The organism is Acinetobacter sp. ANC 4178, from assembly GCF_004331175.1.
Classification (GTDB): domain Bacteria; phylum Pseudomonadota; class Gammaproteobacteria; order Pseudomonadales; family Moraxellaceae; genus Acinetobacter.
Map to the genome: position 1 here is coordinate 21,135 of NZ_SJOD01000001.1, position 15,133 is coordinate 36,267.

Annotated in this window: 16 protein-coding genes; 10 read left to right on the forward strand and 6 right to left on the reverse strand. The window is 38.6% G+C overall.

Annotated features, from left to right (window positions below; all coding sequences use genetic code 11):
* Positions 1–125 precede the first annotated feature (125 nt).
* On the forward strand, positions 126–1,241 hold the full coding sequence (locus E0H87_RS00125; RefSeq protein ID WP_131321280.1) for a porin: 1,116 nt from the start codon (positions 126–128) through the stop codon (positions 1,239–1,241).
* 40 nt (positions 1,242–1,281) lie between these two features.
* On the opposite strand, the gene E0H87_RS00130 is transcribed toward E0H87_RS00125, so the two are convergent.
* The gene (locus E0H87_RS00130; RefSeq protein ID WP_131322473.1) at positions 1,282–2,682 is read right to left on the reverse strand and encodes a methylenetetrahydrofolate reductase C-terminal domain-containing protein; all 1,401 of its coding nucleotides are present in this window, start codon (positions 2,680–2,682) and stop codon (positions 1,282–1,284) included.
* A 148-nt stretch (positions 2,683–2,830) separates the two neighbouring features.
* A complete protein-coding gene (locus E0H87_RS00135; RefSeq protein ID WP_131321282.1) occupies positions 2,831–3,301 on the reverse strand; it encodes a DUF6231 family protein in 471 nt (156 codons plus the stop codon).
* A 32-nt stretch (positions 3,302–3,333) separates the two neighbouring features.
* Here E0H87_RS00135 and E0H87_RS00140 point away from each other — a divergent pair, with 32 nt between their 5' ends.
* Positions 3,334–4,206 (forward strand): DUF2797 domain-containing protein, encoded by an 873-nt coding sequence (locus tag E0H87_RS00140; RefSeq protein ID WP_131321283.1) that lies wholly within the window; start codon positions 3,334–3,336, stop codon positions 4,204–4,206.
* A 60-nt stretch (positions 4,207–4,266) separates the two neighbouring features.
* Here the strand turns inward: E0H87_RS00140 and E0H87_RS00145 are convergent, their stop codons facing one another.
* The 3 genes from E0H87_RS00145 to E0H87_RS00155 form a co-directional block, all read right to left on the reverse strand.
* Positions 4,267–6,135 carry a SurA N-terminal domain-containing protein gene (locus tag E0H87_RS00145; RefSeq protein WP_131321285.1) on the reverse strand — a complete coding sequence of 623 codons (1,869 nt, stop codon included), beginning with the start codon at positions 6,133–6,135 and terminating at the stop codon, positions 4,267–4,269.
* Positions 6,136–6,266: 131 nt separating this feature from the next.
* Complete coding sequence (locus E0H87_RS00150; protein ID WP_131321287.1) at positions 6,267–6,539, reverse strand: HU family DNA-binding protein; 273 nt, start codon at positions 6,537–6,539, stop codon at positions 6,267–6,269.
* Between the two features lie 168 nt (positions 6,540–6,707).
* Positions 6,708–7,172 (reverse strand): phasin family protein, encoded by a 465-nt coding sequence (locus E0H87_RS00155; protein WP_131322474.1) that lies wholly within the window; start codon positions 7,170–7,172, stop codon positions 6,708–6,710.
* Between the two features lie 189 nt (positions 7,173–7,361).
* Here E0H87_RS00155 and E0H87_RS00160 point away from each other — a divergent pair, with 189 nt between their 5' ends.
* The 8 genes from E0H87_RS00160 to fdx all read left to right on the forward strand — a co-directional run bounded on the left by E0H87_RS00160 (position 7,362) and on the right by fdx (position 13,517).
* On the forward strand, positions 7,362–8,012 hold the full coding sequence (locus E0H87_RS00160) for a hypothetical protein (RefSeq protein WP_131321289.1): 651 nt from the start codon (positions 7,362–7,364) through the stop codon (positions 8,010–8,012).
* Positions 8,013–8,124: 112 nt separating this feature from the next.
* Positions 8,125–8,601 carry an Rrf2 family transcriptional regulator gene (locus E0H87_RS00165; RefSeq protein WP_016166295.1) on the forward strand — a complete coding sequence of 159 codons (477 nt, stop codon included), beginning with the start codon at positions 8,125–8,127 and terminating at the stop codon, positions 8,599–8,601.
* A gap of 1 nt (position 8,602) precedes the next feature.
* Complete coding sequence (locus E0H87_RS00170; RefSeq protein WP_131321291.1) at positions 8,603–9,820, forward strand: IscS subfamily cysteine desulfurase; 1,218 nt, start codon at positions 8,603–8,605, stop codon at positions 9,818–9,820.
* A gap of 101 nt (positions 9,821–9,921) precedes the next feature.
* Positions 9,922–10,308 (forward strand): Fe-S cluster assembly scaffold IscU, encoded by a 387-nt coding sequence (gene iscU, locus E0H87_RS00175; RefSeq protein ID WP_016166297.1) that lies wholly within the window; start codon positions 9,922–9,924, stop codon positions 10,306–10,308.
* A 36-nt stretch (positions 10,309–10,344) separates the two neighbouring features.
* Entirely contained in the window at positions 10,345–10,665 is a 321-nt protein-coding gene (iscA, locus tag E0H87_RS00180; protein WP_116760830.1) for an iron-sulfur cluster assembly protein IscA, read from the forward strand.
* Positions 10,666–10,754: 89 nt separating this feature from the next.
* The gene (hscB, locus tag E0H87_RS00185; RefSeq protein ID WP_131321293.1) at positions 10,755–11,270 is read left to right on the forward strand and encodes a Fe-S protein assembly co-chaperone HscB; all 516 of its coding nucleotides are present in this window, start codon (positions 10,755–10,757) and stop codon (positions 11,268–11,270) included.
* A 34-nt stretch (positions 11,271–11,304) separates the two neighbouring features.
* Positions 11,305–13,164 carry a Fe-S protein assembly chaperone HscA gene (gene hscA / locus E0H87_RS00190; protein WP_131321295.1) on the forward strand — a complete coding sequence of 620 codons (1,860 nt, stop codon included), beginning with the start codon at positions 11,305–11,307 and terminating at the stop codon, positions 13,162–13,164.
* A 14-nt stretch (positions 13,165–13,178) separates the two neighbouring features.
* Complete coding sequence (gene fdx / locus E0H87_RS00195) at positions 13,179–13,517, forward strand: ISC system 2Fe-2S type ferredoxin (RefSeq protein WP_116760836.1); 339 nt, start codon at positions 13,179–13,181, stop codon at positions 13,515–13,517.
* A gap of 92 nt (positions 13,518–13,609) precedes the next feature.
* Here fdx and E0H87_RS00200 read toward each other — a convergent pair whose 3' ends face one another.
* The gene (locus E0H87_RS00200; RefSeq protein ID WP_131322475.1) at positions 13,610–15,013 is read right to left on the reverse strand and encodes an adenylate/guanylate cyclase domain-containing protein; all 1,404 of its coding nucleotides are present in this window, start codon (positions 15,011–15,013) and stop codon (positions 13,610–13,612) included.
* Positions 15,014–15,133 lie beyond the last annotated feature (120 nt).

The following is a 15,133-nucleotide window of genomic DNA, read 5'->3' on the forward strand; positions in this document are numbered from 1 at the left end:
CTGTCACATAGTTTGCAGATACTGCATAGCAAGTTGGTGAGCTATGTAACGAATTGTACAGAAGCGCGCTGAAAATAAGAGTTTGTAGGCACTTGCCATAAAAATCGTGTTTTGGAGAAATCTCAATGAAAAAATTGCTACTTGCTGCAGCAGTGACCACTTTAAGCTTAAACGCAGCACAGGCAGCGCCAACATTGTACGGTAAACTAAATGTATCGATCGACAATGTTGATAACAAAAGTTTTGATGGCAAGAGTGATGTGACTGAAATCAACTCTAATGCTTCTCGCTTTGGTATTAAAGGGGAAGAAAAGCTAACAGAAAAATTATCTGCAATCTATTTAGCTGAATGGGCAATCGCAACTGATGGTTCTGGTTCTGATACCGACTTAAGTGCTCGTAACCGCTTCATCGGCTTAAAAAGTGATGGTATTGGTGCGTTAAAAGTAGGTAAATTTGACTCTTACTTCAAAACTGCTGCTGGCAATAATCAAGATATCTTCAATGACCACACAATTTTAGATATCACAAACACCATGTATGGTGAAGAACGTTCAAACAATGTCGTTGGCTTTGAATCTGACCCTAAATTACTTGCTGGCTTATCATTCAACGTAATGTTCCAACAAGGTGAAAGCTCTACTGATCCAGCCAAAGGTGCAACAGGTAACGATGATACTCGCAATAACTTTGGCGATGCTGTTTCAGCTTCTGTTAACTATGAAAATAAAGATTTAGGTCTAGCGTTAGCAGCTGCTGGTAACTCAGGCATTCAAGGTAAATACAACGCTTACAGCTTAAAAGATATTTACTCTGATGCTTACCGCGTAACTGGCTCTTATGATTTCAGCACCGTTGGTCTAAAAGGTCTTGTACTGGGTGGCTTGTGGCAACATGCTGAACCAAAAGATGACTTAACTGCTTATGACACTGGTAAAAAAGATACAAACAATCAAGCAATTCTAGCTAACTACAAAGGCTTACAAGAAGACTCTTGGGTTGCAGCAGTAACTTATAAAATCGGCAGCACACCTTTTGCTGTAAAAGGACAATATCAATCAGCTAAAACCGCGCGTGATGGTTATGATGATCGTACAATTGATCAGTACGGTATCGGTTTAGACTACAAAATTAACAAACAAGCACGTTTCTACGGCATCGTAGCGCAACAAAAACGTGATTGGCTTAAAGAAGATGACAAACGCACTGTGATTGGTACAGGCATGGAATACAACTTCTAATCCTCACCAATTTTATAAAAAACACGCTTCGGCGTGTTTTTTATTTAGGCTTAAACCAATTCACCCAAGAACTTGTACCACGCGATTCTATCGGCACTGTATCAATCAGGCGTTCTTTCAATATACCCACTTGATTCACTTGTTGTGCTAAACGCGCTTTTACCGAGTGAATACACTCTCGATCTCCAAATTCGCAAAGATCCAAAGTTGTGCCTCCACAAGGGCCATTGGCCAAACCTTTAGGACAGGTTTCAGGACAGATATATAAAGTATCTGCAAGGCGACACTGACCACAGCTTTCACAGCCTACCACACCATGTTTAGACAAATATTCTGATTTTATAAGCAGTTTATTTGCAAAATGACCTGACCAATGCTTAGGATTAAAAAATTTGCTTCCTAAGTTCCTCGCAATCTTGGAATCGAACATGGAGTCATGCATAAGTTGCATACTTTTATACTTGAGCACTTGTTCTGTAGACACTTTTTTTTGCAACACATCAGGTTTAAGTTTAAGCTCATCCCCCGACTGTAATTGATGCAGCTCACGCCATAGCTGTATGCACTGATCAAAACTAAAATCCTGAAAACGCGCGAGAGCCTGTTCTAACTTTTGTTGCTCTTCTGGCTTATGGCAGGCGGATAAGTGCACTCCAGCAAATCCCCAGTAACGGCAAATTAAAATCTGCAAAGCACAACGTGCATAGACATTCTGTTCTGCAATGACAGCATCTCTACCCTGTTCTTGTTTCAGCAACTGCAAAAGATGAGGCGTCAAAACAATTCCTGCAACTTTCTGTTTGACCATAAATTCTGCACGCGCTGCTGTTAATGGCATCACACACGCAAACAAATCAACCTGTAAATGCTGGTTTTCTAAATATTGCTTCGCTTCCTTTAACGCATCCAAGTCAAACCCTAATTGAGTTACGACATAGTCAGCTCCTGCCCGCACTTTTTTATCCAATTTATAATATTGCGCATCGTGCTCAGCTTTTGCATACTTAAACGGATTTAGTGCTACTCCAACTTTTATTTCAGGTGCAAGCTTTTTGCACTGCATTACAGCATTCACTGATTCTAAATAACGTGTCCGTGGAAAATTTATCTCCTGACCATTTTGATGATGCTTTAATTTATCACCCGTCAGCAACAACACATTCGAATAACCTTGTTCCTGTGCCGCTCGAATAAATGCATTAAAATCTGCTATATCTCGCCCTTTACCCGAAAAATGTAAGATTTTCGGAATCTCAGCTGCATAATTTTGAGCAATTGCCAATGGTTCTGGATCATCATCTGTACGCACACGATCAGCAATTGTCATGATAACTGGATAGCCACCTATACTCGATGGCACAGGTTGTGCGTGCTTAGTCGGCAGATATTCTAGGAAAATAGAAAATGGCTGATTTTGCAAAGAATCAGTAAATAAAGGCATCATATTGGGAAGATGTGTGACAAATGTCAAAAAAAGGAAAGCAGCTTATTATAAAAGATGAAAATGCTCATTGGCAAAATAAATAATGAGTTTGTTCAAACTTAAAAAAGCACAAACTCATTTTTACAATTGTTCCCCAAACGGAAAATTACCAGCGAAATTTATTCCAATTTTCAGGATTCGCCCAATATTTAGAGTTAAACCAATCTGGGACATGTTTGTAATTTAGAATGTTGAATTGCCAAATGGCCAAATCATTATCCTGTGCTGACTTTTCAATGAGTTGGGTAAAACCAAGCGAGCGCATTAATTTATGATCTTGCTCATTCGTGACCACAACCAATTTTTTCGCCATTAAATCGCGTAGCTTCACTAAAAATTGTGCTTTGGTTGTATCCGACAAACCACTCATCTCTAGATTATCTAATACAACAAATCCCAAATCATAACGCTGAGTAAAAGGCAGACTTAGCAACTCAGTTACGTTAAAATAAGTCCAACGAATTGATTGATTCTGGTCATATTGTTCTAAATTTTGACCAATACACAATGCAGTTTGAATAGGCTGTTCCTGAGATAAATCGTCTAGCATAGAAGTGATGACATTCTGTTCAGCCATAACTGCATCCTTATTATTTGAGTGAGCTTTTCATGGAACTACAAGGCATTTGTCATAAAATGCAGGCAGGTCTCAAAGACCTTAGTGTAACTGATCAACAGACTCGCAAGGCAAATGTTGAATATAAATTTATCTTAGATCGTGCAGAAATTGAGCTTCCATTCAGTTTAGGTCAAGAAATTGAGTTGGAATGGACTGGAAATATTTACTGTGTTTCTTGTGGCAGCAAAACACCGAAGTCTTATTCTCAAGGGCATTGTTTTAAATGTTTTAAAACCAAAGCATCTTGCGACATGTGTATTATGAAACCTGAGACATGCCATTATCATCTCGGGACTTGCCGTGAAGATAGTTTTGCTCACGAAGTCTGTTTTCAACCGCATATTGTTTATTTAGCCAATTCTAGCGCTTTAAAAGTCGGAATCACTCGACTGGGACAAATGCCGACACGCTGGTTGGACCAAGGTGCCACTCAAGCCCTTCCGATTATGAAAGTGGGTTCTCGTCGTTTATCAGGTCAACTCGAAATTATGTTTGGGACTCAAGTTGCCGATAAAACCGACTGGCGTAAACTTCTTAAAGGTGAAGCTGAACCTTTAAATTTACTTGAAGTGCGTGAGCAATTGATTGAAGAATTTTCCCCTAAAATTCAAACTATTCGTGATGAATTTAGTCAAAATCTTGAATTTAATGAAACTGTTGAATTACTTGAGAATGAACAACCCCGTGAGTTTATCTATCCTGTAGAGCACTATCCAGAAAAGATTAAATCGCACAATTTGGATAAAACCCCAATCATTCGCGGCAAGCTGCAAGGTATTAAAGGACAATACCTACTGCTCGATACAGGTGTAATTAATATCCGTAAATATACAGGCTATGAAATTATTGTTCGTACTGAATAATTTCATAATTTAATCGTCATAAAAAAACCAGCCTAGGCTGGTTTTTTTTATGACTATATTTTATTTAATTTTCGCTTGGCTTTTTAAGTATTGCGTGTAGTCATCAAGCTCTTGCTGACCACGAAGTTGTTGATAAAGCTTCGTCAATTCTGTTAACTGTTCTGGTGTCAAAGCACTTGCAGCAGTCTTATTGACATTAGAAATTGCAACCACAACAAACTCATTTGGTAAAGACGCTGTTGTTACAGACCACATACCAGCTTTAGGTGCAGGCACACTAAATGCTGCGCGCTCAATTTGACGTTTTAAACCTTGAGAGCGGGTAAACACACCTGCATCTTCAAAACTTAATTGATTTTTAGCCAGAACCGTTGCAGCAGGTTGAGTTTTAAACTCCTCCAATGCTTTTTGAATCTTCGCTTTTGCAGCAGCAGTTGCTTTTACTTCAATCAATGTTGCTTTCACACGTGCACTTGCTTCAGCCAAAGTTTGCTCACCAGCTGCATGATAATCACGTACTTTTACCCAAACAACATCACCACTGGCTAATTGGATATTACTTGAAGCATTACGATCACCATTTTTCACATCGTCATTAAATAGTTTAGCTTTTACATTTGCCTCACTTAAAACTGGATGCTGCATACCTAAGGTTAAACCTTTAATTGATTGAACTTGTACACCTTTAACTTCTTGAGCCACGGTATCAAGTGCATCACTGCCCACCACCATTTCATTCAAGTTATTCACGGTATCAGAGAATGCATTGGCAGTTTTCGCTTTTTGCACTTCCGCAATTAAACGCGGCTTTTCCGATTCAAAAGACGGTAATTTCATTGCAGGTGCTTCAGCAGAAATAATGTGATAACCATATTGCGTTTTCACTGGTGCAGAAACTTGACCTGACTTTAATGATGTAACGGCCGTATCAAATGCATCACCAAACACCCCTTTATCATAGGCAGCAATGACGCCACCTTTTGATTTTGAGTCAGTATCATCTGAATACTTTTGAGCAGCATCACTAAAACTCATACCCGCTTTAATTTGAGCAGCTACATTATCCGCTAATTTCTTCGCTTCAGCATCTGAGCGCGAATCAGCCGTAATAAGAATATGCTTCACTAAAGGCTTAACTGTAGACTTCTGCGCTTCAACAAACTTTGCATAAGCTTGTTGTAATTCTGCATCTGAAATTTGTACATTTGCCGCAGGTACATTCGCTGGACTTAAAACGACAAAATCAACATCTACACTTGCAACTTGTCTGAATGCATTTTTATGTTTGTTATAATAATCAGAAACTTCTTGCTGGCTAACTTGAATGCCTTTTTTATACTCATCAAGCTTGATGCTTGCCAAATGAATCGTACGTTGTTCAGTTTGCAAATTCGCAATTTGTTGAATATCAACCTTACTCACCAAGGCATAATCCAGCACCGTTGATGTCATCATTTTCAATGCATGATCTTGACGTAAATTTTCAATCAATGCCTGGCTCGTTAAACCCACTGATTTTAAATAATTCGCATAAAGCGCTTCAGAAAACTTGCCATTTTCTTGCAAGCTTGGCTGTTGTGCAATCATTTGCTCAATTTGAGCATCGCTCAATGAAATGCCCAATTTTTTTGCTTGTTGTAATAATAAATTACGGGCAATCAATGACTCCAAAGCTTTATCTTTAATAAAAGACTGATTCAACAATGTTTCATCGCCATTTACATAAGATAGATATTGCTGACTATACGACTTCGTCGCATTTTCCAACTCTTTATTACTGATTTCTTGCCCATTCACTGTTTTTGCAGTGTCTTTAGAACTACCACTACTAAAATATCCTTCAATACCTACAAGTGCTAAAGGGGTCAAAAACAAAATGAGCAAAACTTTGCCCAACCAGCCCTTAATAACTTTACGAAAAGATTCCATAAGTATTCCAATATTTTATTTGTGCCGCATTTTACCCGAAAACCTGATATGAATGAATGCGTTTAGCCATTAAATCAGCATTATTAATAAAAAACGCGCCAAGTAGGCGCGTTTGGTAATCTGTTAAAAGATTAAGCTACAGAATCTTTTAAACCTTTACCTGCTTTAAAGCTAGGAACTTTGCTGGCTTTAATTTCAAGAGTCGCACCCGTTTGTGGATTACGACCTGTACGTGCAGCACGTTCTTTTACATTAAAAGTACCGAAGCCCACAAGTGTCACTGTATCACCTGTTTTAAGCGCTTCTGTGATTGAAGCAATTGTCGCGTCTAAGGCTTTACCTGCATCAGTCTTAGACAATCCCCCTTTTTCTGCAATTGCATCAATTAATTCTGATTTATTCATGAAGATGAAGTCCTCTAATATCGTTTATTTAAGGTTCAAGGATATAGTTTAAATTACCATAACGCCTTTATAGCAATGCTTTAGGGGAGAACGCAATACTCCACTTAAGCTTTTCTACAAATTTAATCGTAAATTCGCTTGGAAAAAATAGGAATCTCTCTAAATCTGTCACTTTTTTTCAATTTTTGCTTTCAATTGTTCATTTTCTAAAATTAAAGCATCTATTTTGCCATGCAACTGTAAAATCAAATTTTCCAAATGCTGAATATCTTTCACGGTAACTAAACCAATTCGATTGAGCGAATGATGCACACTATGATCAATTAATTTTTCCACCTTATCTTTGGTATCCCCCACAGATTCTTTGGCTTTTTCAGAGACTTTCTCTACCGTCTGATCTGCAATTTCTGTGGTTTTTGACTCAAGTTCTTCTCCAACTTTAACCAAAGAGTCAAATAATTTGTTTCCCTCTTCTTCCGCACGTGAAAATGCACCTAATCCAGCCAACCAAATTTGCTTTGTATATTTCCGAAAATCCAAACTCGACTTAGAACGCGGTCTTAGGGCTGTTTTATTCTCTGTTTCCGTATGAATTCCGAGATCTTCTTCATCTATTTTTGTCGTTTTGTTCATTTGAGCCACTCCTGCCTATTTTATGTCCCATTCAACACTGTATTTATATAAATAGACTCATCATAGCAAACTTAGCACTTGATCGATTTGCAAAACTGTTCTACAAAGCAGGTTTAATATGCAATTTATTTCAGTCCTCAAACACATACAATGAGATAGGACACTTTTTACCCGCAAGGATTAGGTTTTATGAGCGATTCGCAACAAAGACAAAATCAACCACATTTGTTGCTAACAACATCCATGATTGTTTTAGAAACAATATTTACTTTTGTCATTAAGCGTGATGCTGTTGTTGCACTACAAGCCAAAAAATTCGTAGATCAAAAAATCGCAATTAAAATTAATAGCTACGTCCCTTACTTCGACTTTTATGTACAATTTAATGAACATGGTATTTTGTTTGACACTAAAGCTCCTGAAAAAGCTGTAGATCTAGATGTTAGAACGACGCTCATGGATTTGATTAAGATATTTATCTTTGCCAACAGACGCAGCATTAAAACTATGCGTATAGATGGTGACATTACACTGAAAGATGAATTTCGCGATTTAGTGCTACTGTTTAGCGCACCGAAAGTACTCGCTGATTGGAAACAATGGTTTTTAGAGCCCATAGATGGCGAAGAAAACATCACATCATCTAATAAGCGCGTTGCTCCACTCTTAGAAAAGATTGATCAACAACGCTCTAAAATTAACTCGCTTCAAGTTGAAGTAAAACAATATAAGAATCGAATTCGTCGAATAGAACAAAAGCAAAAACGCATTAACATTGCTTTTTTTGTAATCACGGTACTCCTTATTGGTTTATTTGTGTATAATATTTGGCTTTCATAAATCACTATTTTTATTATTAATTAAAAGAAAAGAATTGGTCTTAAAAAAACTTGACTATTTTAGTCAGGATTCATAGAATCTACACATCTAGTCTAAACATGTGTATCGAATCATGCGCTTAACAACTCGCGGTCGCTACGCGGTGACTGCTCTACTTGATCTAGCTTTGCAGCCTACTGAACAAACGATCACATTAGCCGAAATTGCAGCTCGCCAAACTATTTCCGTAGCATATCTTGAACAGCTTTTTGCCAAGTTAAAACGTCACGGATTAGTTTCTAGTGTTCGTGGTGCGAATGGTGGTTATCACCTTGCTCGCAGCGCTGAAGACATCACTGTGTTAGAAATTATTGAAGCTGTAAATGAAACTGTAGATGCAACACGTTGTGACCACAAAGGCAACTGTCAAAATGGTGCAATGTGTTTAACACATGATTTATGGCAAGAACTCTCTCACCACATTGCCGATTATCTCGCTAAAATCACACTTGCTGATCTTGTAGCTCGTGACAACGTACAAACCGTTGCTATTCGTCAAAACACAGCATCTTTTGATTCAGCCCTTTTATCGGTTACAGGTAGTATTTGAAATGAAACGTCCGATTTATCTTGATTATGCAGCAACCACCCCTGTAGACCCTCAAGTCGCAGAACGCATGATGGAATGTTTAACTTTCGATGGTACTTTTGGTAACCCAGCTTCTCGCTCACATGCATATGGCTGGCAAGCTGAAGAGAAAGTTGAATACGCGCGCGAACAAGTTGCGAATTTAATTAAAGCAGACCCACGTGAAATCGTGTGGACTTCTGGTGCAACTGAGTCTGACAACCTAGCATTAAAAGGTGTAGCTCAATTTTATGCTTCTAAAGGTAAGCATATCATCACCAGTAAAATCGAACATAAAGCAATTTTAGATACTTGCCGCGAATTAGAGTCGGAAGGTTTTGAGATTACTTATCTTGAACCATTACCACAAACAGGTTTAATTACCCCTGAAATGGTTCAAGCCGCTATTCGTCCAGACACGATTCTTGTTTCACTCATGATGGTGAACAATGAAATTGGTACAGTGACTGATGTTGCTGCTATTGGTGAAATCACCCGTGCCAACAAGATTTTCTTCCACGTTGATGCTGCTCAAGCTGCAGGTAAAGTTGAAATTGATCTTTCAACTTTAAAAGTAGATTTAATGAGTTTCTCTGCTCACAAAATTTATGGCCCTAAAGGCATCGGCGCGTTGTTTGTTCGTCGTAGCCCACGTGTACGCTTAAAAGCACAAATGCATGGTGGTGGTCATGAGCGCGGTATGCGTTCTGGTACTTTACCAACACACCAAATCGTAGGTATGGGTGAAGCATTTGAACTTGCAGGCAAAAACTTGACTGCCGAACAAACCCGCTTACGTGTATTGCGCGACAAACTTTGGAATGGTTTACAAGATCTTGAGCAAGTATTCCTCAATGGTCACCCAACTCAAAACGTTGCTAACTATTTAAACGTTAGCTTCAACTTTGTTGAAGGTGAATCGTTAATGATGTCCCTCAAAGATGCTGCGGTTTCTTCGGGTTCTGCATGTACATCTGCAACTTTAGAACCATCTTATGTACTTCGTGCATTAGGTCTTTCTGATGAGTTGGCTCACAGTTCAATTCGCTTCAGCTTTGGTAAATACACCACAGAAGAAGATATTGATCATGTGTTAAGCGTGACCCGAGCTGCTGTTGATAAGTTACGCGAACTTTCTCCGCTTTGGGATATGTATAAAGAAGGTATTGACCTTTCTACAGTCGAATGGGCTGAACACTAATTCCCTCCTTTCAATGAGGTCATCTTGTATGATCTCATTGATTAAACCGAATTTAACCCCATATTAATATTAACGCTGACCCCGAGGTTTGGAGAAGCATCATGGCATATAGTGAAAAAGTAATTGATCATTACGAAAACCCTCGTAATGTTGGTGTTTTGGATAAAAACGCTGAAAATGTTGGTACTGGTATGGTTGGCGCGCCAGCTTGTGGCGATGTTATGCGCCTTCAGATCCAAGTTAACGACGAAGGTGTAATTGAAGAAGCTCGCTTTAAAACTTATGGTTGCGGTTCTGCAATTGCATCAAGTTCTTTAGTGACTGAATGGTTAAAAGGTAAAACCTTAGACCAAGCCCAAGCAATCAAGAACATTGATATTGCAACTGAGCTTGCTCTTCCACCTGTAAAAGTTCACTGCTCTGTACTTGCAGAAGATGCAATTAAAGCTGCTGTTGAAGACTATCGCAACAAGCAAACTAAAGCTTAATTGTTTCAAAATCAGTGAAAGAATAACGGAGTTTTCATGATCAATTTAACTGAAAATGCTGCAACTCATATCAGCAATTACTTAAAAAATCGCGGTAAGGGTGAAGGTATTCGCGTTGGCGTGAAAACTTCTGGCTGTTCAGGCTTAGCATATGTACTCGAATTCGTTGATGAAGTTGATACACATGATGAAATGTTTGTACAGTTCGGTGTTAAAGTCTTTGTAGATCCAAAAAGCCTAGTCTATCTCGATGGTATGGAAATGGACTATGTTAAAAATGGTCTGAATGAAGGCTTCGAATTTAACAACCCGAATAAAAAAGGTGAATGTGGTTGCGGTGAATCTTTCACTGTTTAACCCCCCTATCACCTTCTTCGTTAAAACAGTGTCTTTACACTGTTTTAATTCTATTTATTTACATGAAATTATTGCGGATCCCATCTTCCATGAATCATTTTGAGTTGTTTAACCTCCCAGTAGCGCTCGATATTGATTTAGCAAGTTTAAAAAGTGAATTTTTAAAACTGCAGCAACAATATCACCCTGATAAAGCTGAAGATAAAGATCAAGCCTTGATTAAATCAAGTGAAATCAATCAAGCATTCAAGGTTTTATCTCATGTAGATAGCCGTGCTGGTTACTTGTTAGCGCTCAAAAAACAAGATCACCATTTAGATCAGTCGATTAGTGATTTTGAATTCCTTCAATCTGCATTAGAAATACGTGAGCAACTTGATGAAGCATCTTCAACTGAAGATCTCAGCTCACTTAAAAAAGAAGTTTCTCAATGGATTGATGGTTTAGTTCGTGAGTTCAAAATCGATTACATCGATGAAGATTGGTCTGAAGCACGTGACACAGTTAGAAAATTACGTTTCTTTCAAAAAGTCATGCTTGACATAGACAGAGCCGAAGATCGTTTCTTGGATGATGATAGTTTCGATCTCGATGATGATTTCTAATATTTTAAATTTTGCTGCTCAAAGGATGTAACGCATGGCACTCTTGCAAATTGCAGAACCGGGGCAATCAAGTGCGCCTCATGAACACCGTATCGCGATTGGAATTGACCTAGGTACAACTCACTCTTTAGTCGCAACTGTGCTTTCAGGAAAAGCCAAAGTTCTTAACGATGCACAAGGTCGAGTGTTACTTCCTTCAATCGTTCACTACACCCCGCATCAGGCCCATTATGGCGATGATGCAAAACCGTTTATTACAGCAGACCCTAAAAATACAATTGTTTCTGTTAAACGCTTTATGGGGCGCTCTAAAGCCGACATCAAATTTCAACACCCTTACATCCTTGTGGGTGAAGATCATCAAATGCCAGCATTTGAAACTGCACAAGGTCGTAAAACTCCTGTTGAAATTTCCGCAGAAATTTTAAAACAACTGAAAGACCGTGCTGAAGAAAGTCTAAAAAATCCAGTTAATGGTGCTGTTATCACTGTTCCTGCTTATTTTGATGAAGCTCAACGCCAAGCAACGCGTGATGCCGCTCAATTGGCTGGTTTAAGTGTTCTACGCCTATTGAATGAACCAACAGCAGCTGCCGTTGCTTATGGCCTAGACCAAGAAACCAATTTGGCAACTGATCGCAACTATGTGATTTACGATCTGGGTGGTGGTACATTTGACGTTTCTATTCTTCGTTTCTCACAAGGCGTATTCGAAGTTTTAGCAACCGGTGGACATACCGCATTAGGTGGTGATGATCTTGATCGTCTGATTGTAAAATGGGCAAAAAAGCAACTAAACATTGAACATCTCAATGATGCTGAATATGCACATTTTATTGTTGCCGCACGTAAAGCCAAAGAAGCCTTATCCGATGCAAATGAAGTCGAACTCAAACTTCTTGATAAATCATTACAACTTGATCGCCCTACCTTTGAATCGATTATTCAAGTTGCACTCGATAAAACCATCAGTGTTTGTAAGCGGGTAATGCGTGATGCCAAATTAGAACTCAATGACATTCAAAATGTGGTTTTAGTTGGTGGCTCGACGCGCTCTTATGCGGTGAAAAAGGCGGTTCAGACTGTATTTAATCAAGAACCACTATGCACCATCAACCCCGATGAAGTTGTCGCAATTGGCGCATCTATTACCGCCAACCAATTAATTGGCAACTCAACTGATGGCTCACTACTGTTAGACGTTACCCCGCTTTCACTTGGCTTAGAAACCATGGGTGGCTTAGTTGAGCGTCTGATTTCTCGAAATACTGCAATTCCTGTTGCACGCCGCCAAGAATTTACTACCTATCAAGATGGTCAAACCGCGATGTTGATTCACGTGGTACAAGGTGAACGTGATTTGGTTGAACATTGCCGCAGCTTAGGTCGTTTTGTACTGCACGGTATTCCACCAATGACAGCAGGACAAGCTCGTATTGAAGTAACTTTCCAAGTTGATGCAGATGGTTTACTCACTGTAGCTGCAAAAGAAACCACTTCTGGTGTACATGCGCAAATTGATATTAAGCCATCATATGGCTTATCTGAATCAGACACCGAACGACTATTACTTGATGGCTTTAAGTATGCCGAAGAAGACAAAAATCTTCGTCATCTTCAAGAAACCAAAGTAGAAGCACAACGTGAACTTGAAGCTTTGATTCAAGCCTTGAAAGTTGATACGCATCTTCTAAGCACCGAACAGCTTGACCTACTAAATACAGCAAAGACTCAGCTAGAGACTCAGCTACAAGGTGAAGATATCAAAGCAATTGAACAAGCAATTGAACAGCTTAAAATACACAGTGATAATTTTGCTGCATTACGTATGAATCAACATATTGATGCTGCATTAAAAGGCACTAAACTCGAAGACTGGTCAAACTCAAACTAATTAAGGTAAAGATTATGCCACGTATTAAAGTACTTCCACATGCGCAATTCTGTCCAGAAGGTGCTGAGTTTGAAGTTGAGCAAAATGCAAACTTATGTGAAAGCTTACTCAAGAACAATATCCGAATTGAACATGCCTGTGATATGTCATGTGCATGTACGACTTGCCACGTTATTGTTCGTAAAGGTTTTGATAGTCTTGAAGAAATGAATGATGTTGAAGCTGACTTGCTAGACCGTGCTTGGGGCTTAGAACCGGACTCACGCTTGTCATGCCAAGTTGAAATTGTTGATGAAGATTTAGAAATTGAGATTCCTAAATACACCATCAACCATGCTTCAGAAAATCACTGATCCTTTCTTATGTAAAAAACCACGCAAATGCGTGGTTTTTTATTATTCAATTGATTACTTTAAAAAAGACATCAATTTAGTATTATTTTAATTTAATGAGTATGCGTATTTTCGATAGGCTGAATCACTTCATCTTCAAGTTTTAACTTCACAATACCTTGTGAGTTGGTTAATCTTTGCTGAGTTTGAATACGCTTAATCATTTTATCTAACACAGTGATCAGCTCAGGATACTCAAAGTTTTGCACTTCATCCAAGTTTAACAATAAGTGAAAACCCTTGTATTCATAATCAAACCAACGCTGATAATCCGTTTTTTGAGAAGTATACTTCTCCATCACCTGCCAAGTTCTCACAGGACCCTGAATCCCTTTCAAATAAATTGGCGATTTAGGCGCACACAGATAATCATTTTTAATAAGGTTATAGGTGTCATCAGAAATTAAAATTTCATCAACTGCTGCTGCACTTTGTAAGCGGGCTGCCAAATTCGCATCACGACCTACAATTGTATAGGCCATACGATGTGCAGCACCATAATTCCCAACGTGGCAATATCCCGTACTGATTCCCATGCGAATATGCAACGGTGGATAACCCATTTTAATCCAACGTTCACGAAGCAACTTCATTTGCTGACGCATGACCATTGCCATTTCTACACAGGTTTTCGCATCTTGCTCTACACCTTGTGTATTTGGATCACCAAAGAAAATTAAAATAGCATCGCCCATGAATTTATCGACAGTGCCTTCATATTGCTTGGCAATTTCAGTCATGTGACTTAAATAATCATTGAGCAAGTAAGCAAGATCATCTGGAATTAATGTTTCAGATAGCTCAGTGAAACCTTGAATGTCGGAAAAAAAAACTGTCATTTTTTTACGCTTATATTCAATTTTGGCTTCCGACTCTCCTTTCATAATCGATTGCCAAAGCTGCAATGGCGCATAACGACTGAGTTGGTTTGCGAACTCCATATAGCGATTCATCTGATTATAATAATATTCACGCTTGGTATGGATATAACGAATACGACGGCTTTGATAGATAATTCCAACACCAAAATAGGTGATTAAACATAAAAATGAAAGAACCGTTAGCTCTGATGATGTATGTTCGAAATACTCACCAAATCCAAAAATAAAAATATTACCAAAATAAAAGACAGCAACACCAAACACACACGTGAGCATGGCTGAGAAAAAGGAAACTTTGGTATTAATAGAGGAAAATAAAATTGCAAAGATTGCAGTGAACGTCAGCACCAAACTTAGATGTACAGCCGACAACATAATCGCAATGATGACAACATCTATCGCAAATAGTGTATTGCGCTTGGTATGATAACCAAACTTAAAATCCAACCAATTCGAAAGTTTAGGAAGAATTAATGCCACAATTCCAAGCAGAATGGGTACATAAATTTGATATTTGGTTTCTGGGGATGTGTAGTGATAAACAACTAAAAGTAGAGATAGCATTGCATATCCCATCACACGATGAAGATATTCAAAATGCTTAGGGTCTCTATCTATCCAATTGCTTAATGATAGCACTACCTACTCCAGAACCCGAAACTAATCAATTCATCCATAAACAAATGGTTTTCTGGG

What these genes read in the sequence shown, in the direction of transcription:
- fdx (WP_116760836.1), top strand. Translation starts at nt 13,179, where the DNA reads ATGCCACGTATTAAAGTACTTCCACATGCGCAATTCTGTCCAGAAGGT.
- E0H87_RS00125 (WP_131321280.1), top strand. Translation starts at nt 126, where the DNA reads ATGAAAAAATTGCTACTTGCTGCAGCAGTGACCACTTTAAGCTTAAAC.
- hscA (WP_131321295.1), top strand. Translation starts at nt 11,305, where the DNA reads ATGGCACTCTTGCAAATTGCAGAACCGGGGCAATCAAGTGCGCCTCAT.
- iscA (WP_116760830.1), top strand. Translation starts at nt 10,345, where the DNA reads ATGATCAATTTAACTGAAAATGCTGCAACTCATATCAGCAATTACTTA.
- iscU (WP_016166297.1), top strand. Translation starts at nt 9,922, where the DNA reads ATGGCATATAGTGAAAAAGTAATTGATCATTACGAAAACCCTCGTAAT.
- E0H87_RS00160 (WP_131321289.1), top strand. Translation starts at nt 7,362, where the DNA reads ATGAGCGATTCGCAACAAAGACAAAATCAACCACATTTGTTGCTAACA.
- hscB (WP_131321293.1), top strand. Translation starts at nt 10,755, where the DNA reads ATGAATCATTTTGAGTTGTTTAACCTCCCAGTAGCGCTCGATATTGAT.
- E0H87_RS00150 (WP_131321287.1), bottom strand. Translation starts at nt 6,539, where the DNA reads ATGAATAAATCAGAATTAATTGATGCAATTGCAGAAAAAGGGGGATTG.
- E0H87_RS00130 (WP_131322473.1), bottom strand. Translation starts at nt 2,682, where the DNA reads ATGCCTTTATTTACTGATTCTTTGCAAAATCAGCCATTTTCTATTTTC.
- E0H87_RS00135 (WP_131321282.1), bottom strand. Translation starts at nt 3,301, where the DNA reads ATGGCTGAACAGAATGTCATCACTTCTATGCTAGACGATTTATCTCAG.
- E0H87_RS00170 (WP_131321291.1), top strand. Translation starts at nt 8,603, where the DNA reads ATGAAACGTCCGATTTATCTTGATTATGCAGCAACCACCCCTGTAGAC.
- E0H87_RS00145 (WP_131321285.1), bottom strand. Translation starts at nt 6,135, where the DNA reads ATGGAATCTTTTCGTAAAGTTATTAAGGGCTGGTTGGGCAAAGTTTTG.
- E0H87_RS00140 (WP_131321283.1), top strand. Translation starts at nt 3,334, where the DNA reads ATGGAACTACAAGGCATTTGTCATAAAATGCAGGCAGGTCTCAAAGAC.
- E0H87_RS00200 (WP_131322475.1), bottom strand. Translation starts at nt 15,013, where the DNA reads ATGGGATATGCAATGCTATCTCTACTTTTAGTTGTTTATCACTACACA.
- E0H87_RS00155 (WP_131322474.1), bottom strand. Translation starts at nt 7,172, where the DNA reads ATGAACAAAACGACAAAAATAGATGAAGAAGATCTCGGAATTCATACG.
- E0H87_RS00165 (WP_016166295.1), top strand. Translation starts at nt 8,125, where the DNA reads ATGCGCTTAACAACTCGCGGTCGCTACGCGGTGACTGCTCTACTTGAT.